Source organism: Cellulomonas sp. NPDC057328 (assembly GCF_042667215.1).
Taxonomy (GTDB): domain Bacteria; phylum Actinomycetota; class Actinomycetes; order Actinomycetales; family Cellulomonadaceae; genus Cellulomonas.
On sequence record NZ_JBHUZW010000003.1, the window covers coordinates 58825 to 73375 of the forward strand.

The 14551-nt window shown below is 75.1% G+C and carries 16 protein-coding genes; 7 read left to right on the top strand and 9 right to left on the bottom strand.

The window, feature by feature from the left end:
* Positions 1–279 precede the first annotated feature (279 nt).
* From rpmF to rpmB, 6 genes are read right to left on the bottom strand one after another with little or no spacing between them, the layout of a single operon-like run.
* Positions 280–468: a 50S ribosomal protein L32 gene (rpmF, locus tag ACFUMH_RS01430; protein ID WP_378199228.1), complete on the bottom strand. Its 189-nt coding sequence runs from the start codon at positions 466–468 to the stop codon at positions 280–282.
* Positions 468–590: a type B 50S ribosomal protein L36 gene (gene ykgO / locus ACFUMH_RS01435; RefSeq protein WP_034625243.1), complete on the bottom strand. Its 123-nt coding sequence runs from the start codon at positions 588–590 to the stop codon at positions 468–470. The genes rpmF and ykgO overlap by 1 nt, the downstream gene beginning before the upstream one ends.
* Positions 587–853, bottom strand: a complete 267-nt coding sequence (locus ACFUMH_RS01440; RefSeq protein WP_378199231.1) for a type B 50S ribosomal protein L31 — start codon at positions 851–853, stop codon at positions 587–589. The genes ykgO and ACFUMH_RS01440 overlap by 4 nt, the downstream gene beginning before the upstream one ends.
* A 37-nt stretch (positions 854–890) precedes the next feature.
* Positions 891–1196 (bottom strand): 30S ribosomal protein S14, encoded by a 306-nt coding sequence (gene rpsN, locus ACFUMH_RS01445; RefSeq protein ID WP_378199235.1) that lies wholly within the window; start codon positions 1194–1196, stop codon positions 891–893.
* Between the two features lies 1 nt (position 1197).
* Positions 1198–1371 carry a 50S ribosomal protein L33 gene (rpmG, locus tag ACFUMH_RS01450; RefSeq protein WP_378199238.1) on the bottom strand — a complete coding sequence of 58 codons (174 nt, stop codon included), beginning with the start codon at positions 1369–1371 and terminating at the stop codon, positions 1198–1200.
* On the bottom strand, positions 1371–1607 hold the full coding sequence (gene rpmB / locus ACFUMH_RS01455) for a 50S ribosomal protein L28 (RefSeq protein ID WP_378199241.1): 237 nt from the start codon (positions 1605–1607) through the stop codon (positions 1371–1373). The genes rpmG and rpmB overlap by 1 nt, the downstream gene beginning before the upstream one ends.
* A gap of 70 nt (positions 1608–1677) precedes the next feature.
* Between rpmB and ACFUMH_RS01460 the strand changes: the two genes are divergently transcribed.
* The 4 genes from ACFUMH_RS01460 to ACFUMH_RS01475 all read left to right on the top strand — a co-directional run bounded on the left by ACFUMH_RS01460 (position 1678) and on the right by ACFUMH_RS01475 (position 5576).
* A complete protein-coding gene (locus tag ACFUMH_RS01460) occupies positions 1678–2784 on the top strand; it encodes a CobW family GTP-binding protein (protein ID WP_378199244.1) in 1107 nt (368 codons plus the stop codon).
* A 148-nt stretch (positions 2785–2932) separates the two neighbouring features.
* On the top strand, positions 2933–3763 hold the full coding sequence (locus ACFUMH_RS01465; RefSeq protein ID WP_378199247.1) for a CPBP family intramembrane glutamic endopeptidase: 831 nt from the start codon (positions 2933–2935) through the stop codon (positions 3761–3763).
* 2 nt (positions 3764–3765) lie between these two features.
* Positions 3766–4920, top strand: coding sequence for a sensor histidine kinase (locus ACFUMH_RS01470; protein WP_378199251.1), 1155 nt, complete (start codon positions 3766–3768; stop codon positions 4918–4920).
* Positions 4917–5576, top strand: a complete 660-nt coding sequence (locus ACFUMH_RS01475; protein ID WP_378199254.1) for a response regulator — start codon at positions 4917–4919, stop codon at positions 5574–5576. The genes ACFUMH_RS01470 and ACFUMH_RS01475 overlap by 4 nt, the downstream gene beginning before the upstream one ends.
* A gap of 101 nt (positions 5577–5677) precedes the next feature.
* Here the strand turns inward: ACFUMH_RS01475 and ACFUMH_RS01480 are convergent, their stop codons facing one another.
* The 3 genes from ACFUMH_RS01480 to ACFUMH_RS01490 form a co-directional block, all read right to left on the bottom strand.
* Complete coding sequence (locus ACFUMH_RS01480; protein ID WP_378199257.1) at positions 5678–7327, bottom strand: MFS transporter; 1650 nt, start codon at positions 7325–7327, stop codon at positions 5678–5680.
* Positions 7324–8346: a glutaminase A gene (gene glsA / locus ACFUMH_RS01485; RefSeq protein WP_378199276.1), complete on the bottom strand. Its 1023-nt coding sequence runs from the start codon at positions 8344–8346 to the stop codon at positions 7324–7326. Before glsA ends, ACFUMH_RS01480 begins: the two co-directional genes overlap by 4 nt.
* 107 nt (positions 8347–8453) lie before the next feature.
* Positions 8454–9533, bottom strand: coding sequence for a DNA polymerase IV (locus tag ACFUMH_RS01490; RefSeq protein ID WP_378199260.1), 1080 nt, complete (start codon positions 9531–9533; stop codon positions 8454–8456).
* A gap of 213 nt (positions 9534–9746) precedes the next feature.
* On the opposite strand from ACFUMH_RS01490, the gene ACFUMH_RS01495 reads away from it, so the two are divergent.
* From ACFUMH_RS01495 to ACFUMH_RS01505, 3 genes are all read left to right on the top strand, one after another.
* Positions 9747–11528, top strand: coding sequence for a DUF885 domain-containing protein (locus ACFUMH_RS01495; RefSeq protein WP_378199263.1), 1782 nt, complete (start codon positions 9747–9749; stop codon positions 11526–11528).
* Between the two features lie 137 nt (positions 11529–11665).
* Positions 11666–12706 carry a LacI family DNA-binding transcriptional regulator gene (locus tag ACFUMH_RS01500; protein WP_378199279.1) on the top strand — a complete coding sequence of 347 codons (1041 nt, stop codon included), beginning with the start codon at positions 11666–11668 and terminating at the stop codon, positions 12704–12706.
* 371 nt (positions 12707–13077) lie between these two features.
* On the top strand, positions 13078–14508 hold the full coding sequence (locus ACFUMH_RS01505) for an endo-1,4-beta-xylanase (RefSeq protein ID WP_378199266.1): 1431 nt from the start codon (positions 13078–13080) through the stop codon (positions 14506–14508).
* Positions 14509–14551 lie beyond the last annotated feature (43 nt).

The window sequence follows — 14551 nt, forward strand, 5'->3', positions numbered from 1 at the left end:
CAGGCCTCGCCGGGACGGGCGCCGCAGCGCGGGCACGTGACGGTCTCGTACGTCTCGTCGTCCACGCTCCGAGCGTGCCGGTCGGACGTCCGACTCGCGACCGGCCCGGGCGTCCGCCGCGTGAACAACGCACGAACGCCGCGCGCGCGGCGTGTCGTGACGCCCCTCGGCCGTACCCCGACGCCTGCCCTCACTCGTCGGCCGGCTCGCGCAGCCCTTCCGGGTCCGCGCGGCACCCCGGCACGTCGGTGACCCGACGTGCCGGGGCCGGCCGCGCGGTCAGCGCGGGTGGTCGGGGAGGGTCGCGACGTCGACGAGGCCACGACGGACCGCACCGACGAGGCGGCGCGGCACCGCGACGGTGCGGCCGTCGACCGTGAGCGGCACGAGGTCGACCGTGGTCGCGACCCACTGGGCGCGCCGTGACCGGGTGCGCGAGCGGGATGTCTTCCGCTTGGGGACGGCCATCAGCCCTGCCTCGCCTTCCACCGCGGGTTGCGCTTGTTGATGACGTAGGTCTTCCCACGGCGGCGCACGACGATCGACCCGTCCTTCTTCTTCAGCGACGCGAGCGACGCGCGCACCTTCATCGCTCGCCTCCCGCCGCCGACCCGCGCCCGTAGCGCTGGTGGAACTTCTCCACGCGGCCCGCCGTGTCCATGACCCGGGCGCTGCCGGTCCAGAACGGGTGGCTCGCGCTGGAGATCTCGACGTCGATGACGGGGTACGTGCGTCCGTCCTCCCACTCGACGGTCGCCGACGAGGTGGCGGTCGACCGCGTGAGGAACGCGAAGTCGGCGGACTTGTCGCGGAAGACGACGGGCCGGTAGTCGGGGTGGATGCCCTTCTTCACGGGTGCCTCCTGGGGTTCGGGGCGACGGCGGGTGCCGTCACCAGCTGGACTTGGTGACGCCGGGCAGCTCGCCGCGCAGCGCCATCTGGCGGAACCGCACACGGGAGAGGCCGAACGTGCGCAGGTGGCCGCGCGGGCGGCCGTCGGCGAGGTCGCGGTTGCGCAGCCGCACGGGGCTGGCGTCGCGGGGCTGTCGGTGCAGCTCGGCGCGCGCCGCACGCCGCTCGTCCTCGGTCAGGTGGGGGTTCACGGACGCGGCGCGCAGCTCGGCGCGGCGCGCGGCGTACCGGGCGACCATCTCGCGGCGCTGCGCGTCCCGGGCGATCTTGCTCTTCTTGGCCACCTCAGCGCTCCTCGCGGAAGTCGACGTGCCGGCGCACCTTCGGGTCGTACTTGCTCAGCACGAGGCGGTCGGGGGTGTTCCGGCGGTTCTTGCGGGTCACGTACGTGAAGCCGGTGCCCGCGGTCGACCGGAGCTTGATGACGGGGCGCAGGTCGGCCCGCTTCCCGCCGGCCATCAGACCTTCTCCCCGCGGCGGAGGATCTCGGCGACGACCGCGTCGATGCCGCGCCGGTCGATCACCTTGATGCCGTCGGTCGAGACCCGCAGGCGCACGTGCCGCCCGAGGGAGGGCACCCAGTAGCGCTTGCGCTGGATGTTCGGGTCGAAGCGGCGGGGCGTGCGGCGGTGCGAGTGCGAGACGGCGTTCCCGAAGGACGGCACCTTCCCGAGCACCTGGCAGTGACGGCTCATGGCGCAGCACGCTAGTTAATGATTATCGTTCGCGTCAACGCCGCCATCCCGCCAACCGAAGGAGGCCCCCGTGGGTCCTGCCCGCACGCCCGTCGTCGTCCTGTCCTCGATCGACCCGGTGGAGCGCGACGCCGTCGTCGCCGGGCTCCTCGTCGACGCGCCCCGCGTCGTCGCCGTCCGCCACGACATCCACGACGACGAGGACGGCGGGACCCTCCGCCGGGTGGTCGCCGACGCGTCCGGCGTGGTCGAGGACGAGACCGTCCCGCTCGAGCACGCGTGCCTGTCCTGCGCGGTCCGCGAGGACGCCGTCCCGACGCTCGCGCGTCTCGCGGCCGACGGCCGGTGGGACGCCGTCGTCCTCGCCCTGCCGGTGAGCGCCGAGTCCCTGCCGGTCGTGCGCGCCCTCGGCTGGGCCATGCGCCCGGGGGAGCCGCTCGCGCGCCTGCGGCTGGCCGACGTCGTCGCGACCGTCGACCTCGCGACGTTCGAGCACGACCTGCTCGGCGACGACCTGCTCGACGAGCGCGGCCTCGGCCTCACGGACGACGACCGCCGCTCGGTCGGCGAGGCGCTCGCGGCCCAGGTCGCGCACGCCGACCTCGTCCTCGTGACCGGCGACCCGCACGACCACCCCGTCGCGTCCGACCTGCTCGACCACGTGCGCGCCGCCGACGGTCGCCGGACGGACGGCCGCTACGGCGCGGGCGTGGCCGACCTCGTGGCGCGCGAGCACCGCCCGGCGACCGCGGAGCGCCGTCTGGACCCGGCGCACGTGGCGCCGGTCCCCGGGGCGTCGACCGCGCACGGCGTGTGGTCGCTCGACCTGCGCACGCGCCGCCCGTTCCACCCCGAGCGGCTCCTGCACGGCGTGCACCGGCTCGGCGAGGGGCGCCTCCGCAGCCGCGGACGCTTCTGGGTGCCGAGCCGGCCGGACACGCTGTGCGTGTGGGACGGCGCCGGCGGCCAGCTCAGCATCGGCGCGGCCGGCCCGTGGCCGACGGAGCGGGCCGACACGCGGATCGTCGTCGTGGGCACCGGTGACGAGGCGCCCGCGCTGCGCGAGGCGTTCGAGGACGTGCTCCTGACGGCGGCCGAGGTGCGCGCCGGCCTGACGGCGTGGCTCGGGCAGCCGGACGTGCTCGCGCCCTGGCTGGGGGAGCGGGCCGCTCGCTGACCGGACCGAGCCGCTCCCCCCCGGCCGCGCATCCCCCGTGCGAGCGACACCGGATGCGCCCTGCACGGGGACGTGCCGCGGGTGCCGCGCTCCGTAGCGTCCTGAGCGTGCCGCGGCGCCGTGCCCGGCACCGGAGGAGGGACTCGTCATGCGTCTGGTCAAGCAGCTCGGAGCCGTCGGCGCGGTCATGGTCGCGGGCGGTCTCGCCGTCGGTGCCACCGAGGGGAGCTGGGCGCCGACCCTCGTCCTCGGGATCGCGACCGCGGTGCTGGCACTCCTCGCGTACGGGTGGGTGGTGCGCCGGACCGAGCACCGGGAGCCCGTCGAGGTCGCCCTGCGCGGGGTAGGTGCCGCGGCCGCGCGCGGCGCGGCGCTCGGGGCCGCGATGTTCGTCGTCGTCGTCGGGGTGATCACGGTGCTCGGCGGCTACCGCGTCGAGGGATGGGGGTCGGTGACGGCCGCGGCGGGGCTGCTCGGGCTCGCGGTCGTCGCCTCGGTCACCGAGGAGGTCGTCTTCCGCGGCGTCCTGCTGCGGGTCGTCGAGGAGCGCGCGGGCACCGTCGGCGCGCTCGTGCTGACGTCGGTGCTGTTCGGCGCCATGCACCTGCTCAACCCGCACGCGACGGTGTGGGGCGCGGTCGCCGTCGCCGTCGAGGCCGGCGGGATGCTCGGGGCGGCGTACGCGGCGACGCGCACGCTGTGGCTGCCCATCGGCCTGCACGCCGCCTGGAACTTCACCGCGAGCGGCATCTTCGGCACCGAGGTGTCCGGCGCGGGCGTCGCGTCGGGCCTGCTGGACGGCGTGACCTCGGGCCCGGTCCTCCTGTCCGGTGGTGCGTTCGGCCCCGAGGCGAGCCTGCCGGCCGTCCTGGCCGGCATCGTGCTGACCGTGCTGTTCCTGCGGCTGGCGCACCGGCGCGGGCGTGTGGTGACACGCCGGGGACGCGCCGAGCGGGTCGCGACCACCGCTACGGTCTGACGGTGGTCGACCTCCGGCGTGCCCGCACGGCCTGGGACCGCGCCGACGTCACGGTGCGCGACCTCCCGCTCGCGCTCGCGGTCGCGGTCGCACCCCTCGTCCCGTCGCTGCGCGACCAGGGCACGGAGCTGGGCGACCTGGCCGACCGCCCCCACGACGCGCTCACCGTCGTGGCCGTCCTGCTCCAGGCCCTGCCGCTGGCGGTCCGCCGCCGGTGGCCCGCCGGCTGCCTCGCGCTCGTGTCGCTGGGCTTCGCGGTCGACCAGCTCGGCGGGTACCACTCCGCCGCCGGCGTCGCGCTGCCCGTCGCGCTGCTCAGCGCCGGAGCGCACCTGTCCCGCCGCCGGGTCGCGGTCGCGGTCACGGCGTCGGTCGGCTACGCGGCGCTGGCCGTGGCCCTCGCCCGGCTCGGGTCGACGGAGGAGCTCGCGGGGTACGTGACCTTCTACCTGGTGATGGCGGTCGCCTGGGGCGTCGGGACGTGGCTGCGGCAGTCCCGTGCGGCCGAGGCGGAGCATCGCCGGCACGTCGAGGAGGCCGCGCGGGCCACCGAGCGCGCCCGCCTCGCCCGGGAGCTGCACGACGTCGTGACGCACCACGTGACGGCGATGGTGGTGCAGGCCGAGGCCGCGCGGTACGTGACCGCCGACCCGGCGCGCGTCGCGGCCTCGCTCACCGCCGTCACGAGCACCGGCCGCCGGGCCATCGACGACCTCCGGAACCTGCTGGACGTGCTCGACCCGGCGCACGGGCCCGGCGAGCGCACGCCGACGGTCGGCGACGTCGGGGCCCTGGTGGAGACCACGCGGCTCGGCGGCCAGCCGGTCGAGTACCTCGAGGAGGGCAGCGCCGCGACGCAGCCCGGCAGCGCGGAGGTCACCGCGTACCGGGTGGTCCAGGAGGCCCTCACCAACGCGCTCAAGCACGCACGCGGCAGCCGCACCCTCGTCCGCGTCCGGCACGACGAGAGGGCGATCGACGTGGAGGTCACGACCCAGGGCGGCCCCCGGGCAGCCGGGCCCGGCGAGGGGAGCGGGCGCGGCCTCGCCGGCCTGCGGGAGCGGGTGGCCCTGCTCGGCGGCGACCTCGACGCCGGGCGCGCGGCGGACGGCGGGTTCGTCGTGCGTGCCCGCATCCCCACCGGGCCGCGCCCGTGAGCGCGCCCCTGCGGGTGCTGGTCTGCGACGACCAGGACCTCATCCGGACGGGCTTCGCGACGATCGTCGACGCCCAGCCCGACATGGAGGTCGTCGGCACGTGCGGCGACGGGCGCGCGGCGGTCGGGCTCGCGCGCCGCCTGCACCCCGACGTCGTCGTGATGGACGTGCGCATGCCCGTGCTCGACGGCATCGCGGCGACCCGGGAGCTGGCGGGCCCGGACGTGGCCGACCCCGTCAAGGTCCTCGTCGTCACCACGTTCAACCTCGACGAGTACGTGTACGAGGCGCTGCGTGCGGGTGCCAGCGGGTTCCTCCTCAAGGACGCCCCCGGGGACCAGCTGCTCGAGGGCATCCGCACCGTCGCGTCGGGTGCGGCGCTGCTGGCGCCCGAGGTGACGCGCCGGCTCGTCGGTCGGTACGCGAGCCGCATCAGCCCGCCGGCCGGCGCCGGCGACGGCGGCGTGCTCACGCCCCGCGAGGTCGAGGTGCTGCGCCTGGTCGCCCGCGGCCTGTCCAACGCCGAGATCGCGACCGAGCTGGTCATCAGCCACGAGACCGTCAAGACGCACGTCTCCCGCGTGCTCACCAAGCTCGACCTGCGGGACCGCGTGCAGGCCGTCGTGCACGCCTACCGGACCGGTCTGGCCGGCTGAGACCGGCCGGCGCCGGTCGAGCGAGGACACCCGCGCCGCGCGAGCGGCCCGCCGAGTAGTGCGCCGCGCACGTGCCGAGCACGCGGCACCGTCCCCCCGCGTCACCGCCCGCCCGCGCCGCCGGAGGGGTCGGGGATCTCGTCCGGGCGGTAGCGGGGGAGCCGGCCGGCCGGGAGGATCGCGGTCGCGCTGACCCCGGCCAGCACGAGCAGGCCGAGCCGCAGGGCGGTGAGGCGGGCCTCCTCGTTGACCTCGACGGCGGCCTCGACCTGGGACTCGGTGGCGTCGGTGCCCTCGAGGACCGTGCGGAGGTCGTCGTTGCTGACGAAGTTGACGTCGTCGAGGTCGACCTGGGCGACGAGCGAGGGCGGCAGCTCGACGTGCTCGACGACCGCCCGCCCGACGTTGACGGACAGGATCGTGACGAGGAGGGCGCCGGCGAGCGCCGTCCCGACCGCCGACGCGAGGTTCTGCGCGGTGCCGCGGATGGACCCGACGTCCCCGGCGCGCGACGCGGGGGCCGCGGTGACGAGCACGTTGAACACGAGCGTGACGAGTGCACCCTGCCCGACGCCGAACACGAACAGCCCCAGGATGGTCGGGAGGGTCTCCCAGTTGTTCGTCACGACGAACGAGAGCCACACCAGGGCGATCGTCGTCAGCGCGAAGCCGGCGACGCCGATGGCCCGCGGCGGGTAGCGGCCGTACAGGCGCACGACGAGGGTCGCGGTGACGAAGACGGTGAGGTTGAACGGCATCATCGCCAGGGCCGTGTCGAAGGGGGTGCGCCCCTGCACGATCTGGATGTACAGCGGCACCGTGAAGTTCAGCGCCGCCTCGAGGGCGACGATGATGAACATCGCGTACACCGCTGCCCGCTCGCTCGGTCGCGCCAGGACGCCGAGGTCCACCAGCGGCACCCTGCCGGCGGCCGTGCGGCGCCGCGTCCACGCGAAGAACGCCTGCCCCAGCACCAGGCCGGCCAGGACGAGCAGCGGCGCCGGCGAGAGCCCGCCGACGTCGAACGGTGCGGCGGGCGACGCGGAGAGCACGCCCCAGGCGTTGAGGTTGTTGAACCCGAGGGTCAGCAGCACCACCGCGCCGCCGATCACCGCGGCGGCGACGACGTCGATGTGCACGTCCGGGTCACCGCGGTCGGCGCGCAGCGTGACGCTGAACCCGAGCACCGCCAGCGCGAGCACGAGCACGATCCCGAAGACGGGCCGCCACCCCACGAGGGTGCCGAGCGTGCCGCCGAGGAAGAACGCGCTGACGCCGGAGATCGCCCGGGCCGACCCGAGGGACCCGACCGCGGTCGCCTGCTGCGTGCCGTGGTAGTTCTCCGCAATGAGGGCGACGAGCGACGGGACGATGACGGCGGCCGAGGCGCCGGCCACCGCCTGGCCGGCGATCGCCCAGCCGACGCTCGGGGAGAAGATCATGAGCAGCGCCGAGCCGGCGAACGTCGCCACCACGACGCGGAAGACCGTGACCCAGCCGACCCGCTGCCCGAGCTTCGCACCGGTCATGACGAGCGCGGCGACCACCAGCCCGTACACGACGATGGTCGAGCTCACGACCGTGGGCGGGACCCCGAAGTCCTCGACCATGCCGCCCAGCGACACCGGGAGGGCGGCGACGTTGAACGACATCAGCACCTGCGCCAGGAACAGACTCACCAGGGGGAGCCACGACCGGCGCTCCTCCGTCGCGGCCGCGGCGGGCGGACGCGTGTCCCCGCGCGTGGTCATGCGCCGCGACCCGACGCGTCGGGCCCGCGCTGCGCGGACGGCCGGGCGGACGAGGCGAAGACGTTGAGCCCGAGCGCACGCGAGAGGTACGCCGTCGCCAGCCGGCCCCGGACGCTGTTCCCCGCCGGGTCCAAGGGCGGTGAGAACGTGCCGATCGCCCCCTTGCCCGGCGCGATCGCGACGATCCCGCCGGACACGCCCGACTTGGCCGGCAGCCCGATCTCGAACAGCCACTCCCCGGAGCGTTCGTACATCCCGGTCGCGGCGAGCACCGCGAGCGTGTCCCGGCAGACCTGCTCCGACACGACGCGTGCGCCGGTGACCGGGTTGACCCCGCCGTCGGCGAGCGTCGCGCCCATCACGGCGAGGTCGCGTGCGCTGACCCGCAGCGCGCACTGGCGCGTGTACACGTCGACGACCTCCAAGGGGTCCAGGTCGATGCGCCCGTAGCTCTGCAGCAGGCGGGCGATCGCCTTGTTGCGCGTGTTGGTGGCGGACTCCGACCGGTACACCACGCCGTCGAGCTCCAGCTGGCGCCCGGCGAACCGGGACAGCCCGGTGCGGACGTGCTCCCACTTCTCGGCGAACGACGCCCCGGGCACGAGCGCCGTCGTCGCCAGGGCGCCCGCGTTGACCATGGGGTTCATCGGGTGCCCGTCGTTGAGCTCGACCGCGATCACCGAGTTGAAGGACAGGCCCGTGTTGTTGACGCCGACCCGGTCGCGCACCATCTCGTGCCCGTGCACCTCGCACACCAGGGCGTACACGAACGCCTTCGAGATCGACTGCACCGAGAACTCGACCGCGGTGTCCCCGACCGCGTGCACCGGACCGTCCGCCTCCGCGACGCACACGCCGAACAGGGCGGGGTCCGCGTCGGCGAGCACCGGGATGTAGTCCGCGACGACGCCCTCGTCGTGCCGGCGCGCGCGTGCGTGCGCCTCCTGCGCGAGCCGTTCGACCTGGTCCCAGACCGGCAGGGACCCGGTCGAGACCTCCTGCTCCACCTCGTCGGTCACCGTCGCCACGTCGACCCCCATGCGCAGGGAAGAGACCCGATGCCTGCGATGCTGCCACGGTGCCGGCGTGACGCACAGGGGGTGGCGTGCACCGCCGGCGGCACGGCTCAGATGCGTCCGCGCACAGGCGTCCGCGCGGCGGGGTCCGCGTCGTCGGGCATCTCCATCTCCGCCCGCACGCCGAGCAGCCGGACCTCGCGGTCCTCGACGCGGTCCGCGAGCGCCGTCATCGCGTCCACGAGCGCCGCGCGGTCGCGCGTCGGGGCGGGGAGCCGGCGGCTCCAGCCGGTCGTCACGAACGGCGCGTAGCGGACCTTGAGCGCGACGCGGACCGCGGGGCGGCCGTCGTCCTCGACGTCACGGACCACCTGGTCGGCGAGCGCACGGACGGCCGAACGCACCTGGTCGGGGGTCGTCAGGTTCTGCTGGAACGTCGTCTCGCGCCCGTGCCCGCGCGGCACCCACGGCCGGTCGTCCACGGTCGCGGGACCGTGGCCGTGACCGAGCTCGTGGTACCAGACGCCCATGCGGGGCCCGAACTCCGCGACGAGGGCGTCGACGGGCGCGGCGGCCAGCTCGGCGACGGTGGTGACGCCGAGCGCCGCGAGCCGGCGCGAGACCTTCGTGCCCACGCCCCAGAGGTCGATCGTCGGGCGGTCGCCCATGACGACGGACCAGTTGTCCTCGGTGAGCCGGAAGACGCCGGCCGGCTTGCCGTGCTCCGTCGCGATCTTCGCGCGGACCTTGGTGTCCCCGATGCCCACGGAGCAGTGCAGCGCGGTCGCCCGCAGCACCACGTCCTGCGCCGCGCGGGCCAGGGACTCGGGGTCGTCGGTCCGGGCGCCGAGGAACGCCTCGTCCCAGCCCAGCACCTCGACGACGGCGTCGAGCGAGCGCAGGGCGGTCATGACGCGGTCCGACACGGCCTCGTACTCGGCGGCGTCGACCGGCAGGAAGACGGCGTCGTCGGGCAGCCTGCGCGCGGCGACGCGCAGCGGCATGCCGGACCGCACGCCGAACGCCCGCGCCTCGTACGAGGCCGTCGACACGACGCCGCGCTCCGTCGGGTCGCCGCGGCCGCCGACGACCACGGGCCGCCCCGCGAGCTCCGGACGGCGCAGCACCTCGACGGCCGCGACGAACTGGTCGAGGTCGACGTGCAGCACCCACGCCCGGCGAGCGTCCATGCGACGAGTGTGGCGGTCGGCGCCGGGACCGTCACGCGGTGCGTGCCGGTGCCCGGGCTACCGCGCCGGCGAGCGCCGGAACGGGCGCAGCACGGCCCGCGCCCGCTCGCCGTGCCCCCGGCCGGCCTCGCGCGTGCGGGCGCTCCAGCAGCAGCGCGGTCCCGGTCACGCGCCGAGGGCGGCGATGTCGGCGGGCCCGGTTACCGTGCTGCGATGACCGACCCGCGCGCCACGCCCTCGCACGCCACGCCCTCGCACGCCACGTCCTCGCACGCCACGTCCTCGCACGACACGCCCTCGCACGACACGTCCGCGCCCACCGCGCGCCAGGTCGCGGACCGCTGGGTCGAGACCCTCGCCGACCTCGACCCGACCGTCGGCACCGCGCTGGGCACGCGGCCGGACGACCGGCGGATGCCCGACCTGTCGCCGGAGGGCGCGCGGGAGCAGGCCGAGGCGGCCCGGCGGGTCCTCGCGGAGCTGGACGGGGCGCGGGTCCTCGACGACGACGACCGGCGCTGCGCGACGCTCCTGCGCGAGCGGCTCACGGCCGAGCTCGCGGTGCACGAGGCCGGGGAGCACCTGGCGGCGCTGCGCCCCATCGCGTCGCCGGTGCAGCGCATGCAGCAGCTGTTCCTCATGATGCCGACGGCCACCGCGCACGACTGGGACGTCGTCGCGGACCGCATGGCGCAGGTGCCCGCGGCGGCCGCGGGGTTCCGCGCGTCCCTCGAGGAGGGCCTGCGCCGGGGCGTGCGGAGCGCGCCGCGCCAGGCGGAGGCCGTCGTCGGGCAGCTCGGCGACTGGCTTGCGGCGGCGGACGGGCGGGGCTGGTACGCCGGGTTCGTCGCGGGTGCGCAGGCGGCGGGCGTCTCCGACGCGCTGCGGGACCGGCTCGACGCGTCCGCGGGAGCCGCCGCCGACGGCGTCGCCGCGCTGCGCGCGTGGCTCGCCGACCGGTACCTGCCCGCCGTTGCCGACGTCCCGGACGCCGTCGGCCGCGACCGCTACCGGCTCGCCGCCCGCCTGCACACCGGTGCCGACCTCGACGTCGACGAGGCGTACGCGTGGGGGTGGCAGGAGCTGGCGCGCATCGAGGCCGACATGGCGGCCGAGGCGGGGCGCGTCCTGCCCGGCGCGTCGGCGCAGGAGGCGCTCGCGCACCTCGACGTGCACGGCGAGGCGGTCGAGGGCGTCGACGAGGTGCGCGCGTGGCTGCAGCGACTGATGGACACGGCCATCGCCGAGCTGGACGGCACGGTCGTCGACGTCGCGGACCCGGTCAAGCGCGTGGAGGCGATGATCGCGCCGCCCGGAGCCGCCGCGGCGCCGTACTACACGCGCCCGTCCCTCGACTTCTCGCGTCCCGGCCGCACGTGGCTGCCGACGCTCGGCCGCGACCGCTTCCCCACCTGGGACCTCATCAGCACCTGGTACCACGAGGGCGTCCCGGGGCACCACCTGCAGCTCGGGCAGTGGGCGGTGCGGGCAGGCGAGCTGTCGGTGTTCCAGACGTCGGTCGGGTCGATCCCGGCGACCACCGAGGGCTGGGCCCTGTACGCCGAGCGGCTCATGGACGAGCTCGGGTACCTGCGGACCCCCGGCGCCCGCCTCGGCTACCTCGACGGGCAGCGGATGCGCGCGGTGCGGGTCGTCATCGACATCGGCATGCACCTGGGGCTGCGCATCCCCGACGACCACCCGTTCCACCCGGGTGAGCACTGGACCGGGGACCTGGGGGAGGAGTTCCTCGCGCAGCGCAGCGGCTCGCCGGCCGCGTTCGTGCACAGCGAGGTCGAGCGCTACCTGGGGTGGCCCGGCCAGGCGATCAGCTACAAGCTCGGCGAGCGTGCGTGGCTCGCCGGTCGCGAGCGTGCACGGGCCCGCCGTGCGTCGGCCGGTGAGCCCTTCGACCTGCGCGCCTGGCACACCGCCGCGCTCGGCCTCGGCTCCCTCGGGCTCGACGACCTGGAGCGCGAGCTCGGGGCGCTCTGACGCAACCGGCGACGCCGGACGTGCGCCGGGCGCCGGGCCGCCTCCGGTAGATTTCGTGCGCCCGCACCACGACGGCCGCCGCCCGGGGTGCGCCGCGTGGCCGAGGCACCGGTGCGAGGGGAGCGGTCGTGGCCACGATGGCGGACGTCGCGCGACGTGCGGGCGTCTCGGTGAAGACGGTCTCGAACGTGCTCAGCGGGTACCCGTACATCCGTCCGACGACGCGCGAGCGCGTGCTCGCCGCCGTCGACGAGCTCGGGTACGAGATCAACGTGACCGCGCGCATCTTCCGCTCCGGCCGCAGCGGCGTCATCGGGCTGGCGGTGCCGGAGCTCGGGCAGCCCTACTTCGGCGAGCTCGCCGACGAGATCCTCGCCGCTGCCCGGCGCCACGGGCTGCACGTGCTGATCGAGCCCACGGGGTTCACGCGCGAGGGCGAGCTGGCGGCGCTCCGCGAGCCGCGGCGCGGGCTGATGGACGGCTTGATCTTCAGCCCCGCCGCGCTGGACCAGGGCGACGCGCACCTGCTCGACGACCTCGACTACCCGCTCGTGCTGCTCGGCGAGCAGATCTTCTCCTCGAGCGTCGACCACGTCACGATGCGCAACATCGACGGCGCCCGCGCGGCGACCGAGCTGCTGCTGGACGCCGGCCGGCGCCGCATCGCGGTCATCGGCATGCTCCACGCCGAGACCGCCGGGTCCGCGTCGCTGCGGTACAAGGGCTACCGCCAGGCGCTCGAGGCCCGCGGCATGGCGGTGGACACGCGCCTGCTCGGCTGGGCCGACGACGGCTGGCACCGCGCGAACGGCGCCCGTGCCATGGCGGCGGTGCTCGACTCCGGCGCGGAGGTGGACGGCGTGGTCGCGTTCAACGACGCGCTCGCGATCGGCGCGATGTTCGAGCTGCAGGTCCGCGGCCGTTCGATCCCGCGTGACGTCGCGGTGGTGGGCTTCGACGACATCGAGGACGCCCGGTACTCGGTGCCCGCGCTCACCACGGTCGACCCCGGGCGGCGCGAGATCGCCGAGGTCGCGGTCGAGATCATCCGCCGGCGCGTCGGCGACGGCCGCGGTGCGCCGGACGGCGACGGGCAGCGCGAGGCGCCGGTCCTGTACCTGGCGGGCATGCAGGTCGTCGAGCGGGAGAGCACGCCGCCGCGCACCGGCGTCCGCTGACGTACCGGCCCGCCGCCCGGCACGCGCACGACGGCGCGCGCCGCCAGGAGGACGACGTCGCCGTGGGCTCGCCCGCGGCGCGGCGGAGCGTGCGCCGTGGTCGCCGCGCGCCCCGATGCGCGCGACGCGACCACCCGAAACTTCCGACACAAGCGCATGGGAAACCATGGCAACGCGGGTCCACTCCAGAGCGACGATACGTACGAAACCACGTTCTCCACCGGTGAATGTCACCCGGGCGCGTGATGAAACGCTTAGGTGCAGCCGTCGAAACTATCTAGCACCCGTCCGCACGTTGACCGCGCCGCGGCGGACGGCGAAAGGTGATGCGCCGGCGCCGACCGGCGCTGTCCACCACCAAGGAGGGTTCAATGACGACCCCACGTCGCAGGCACCGCCGCGGCCGTCTCGCCGCCACCTTCGGCGGGCTCGCCGCCGCCACGCTCGCCGTGACGCTCGCCGTCCCGGCCGCCGCGGCCGGCAGCACCCTGCAGGCCGCCGCCGCCGAGAGCGGGCGGTACTTCGGCACCGCGATCGCCGCGAGCCGGCTGAACGACGGGACCTACACGACCATCGCGAACCGCGAGTTCAACATGATCACCGCCGAGAACGAGATGAAGATGGACGCGATGCAGCCCACGCGCGGCCAGTTCAACTGGTCCAGCGGCGACCGCATCGTCAACTGGGCGCGGCAGAACGGCAAGCAGGTCCGTGGTCACGCGCTGGCGTGGCACTCGCAGCAGCCCGGCTGGATGCAGAACATGTCCGGCAGCGCCCTGCGCACCGCGATGCTCGACCACGTCACGCAGGTCGCGACGTACTACCGCGGCAAGATCCACAGCTGGGACGTCGTCAACGAGGCGTTCGCCGACGGTTCGTCCGGCGCCCGGCGCGACTCGAACCTGCAGCGCACCGGCAACGACTGGATCGAGGCCGCGTTCCGCGCCGCCCGCGCCGCCGACCCGGGCGCGAAGCTCTGCTACAACGACTACAACACCGACAACTGGTCGCACGCCAAGACGCAGGCCGTGTACAACATGGTCCGCGACTTCAAGGCCCGCGGTGTGCCGATCGACTGCGTCGGGTTCCAGGCGCACTTCAACTCCGGCAACCCGGTGCCGTCGAACTACGACGTGACGCTGCGCAACTTCGCCGCCCTGGGCGTCGACGTGCAGATCACCGAGCTCGACATCGAGGGTTCGGGCAGCTCGCAGGCGCAGCAGTTCCAGGGCGTCGTGCAGGCGTGCCTCTCCGTCGCTCGCTGCACCGGCATCACGGTGTGGGGCGTGCGGGACAGCGACTCGTGGCGCGCCTCCGGCACGCCGCTGCTCTTCGACGGCTCGGGCAACAAGAAGGCCGCGTACACGAGCGTCCTGAACCAGCTCAACCAGGGTGGCGTCCCCGCGACGCCGGGCGGCGGCACCAACCCGAACCCGGACCCGACGACGCCGGCCCCGACGAACCCGGGCCCGACCACCCCCGCGCCGACGACGCCCGCGGGCGGCACGTGCACGGCGACGTACTCCGAGGGCCAGAAGTGGGGCGACCGGTTCAACGGCACCGTCACGATCCGGGCCAACGGGAACATCAGCGGCTGGACGTCGACCGTCACGGTGCGCTCGCCGCAGCGGATCATCGCGACGTGGAGCGGCTCGCCCACGTGGGACGCGTCGGGCAACGTGATGACGATGCGACCCAGCGGCAGCGGTGCGCTGTCGGCCGGCCAGACGGCGACGTTCGGCTTCACGGTCATGCACGGCGGCACCTGGACGTGGCCGTCGGTCAGCTGCTCGGCCTCCTGACCGTCTGACACGGTCCACCACGGACCGTCCGGACGTCGACGAC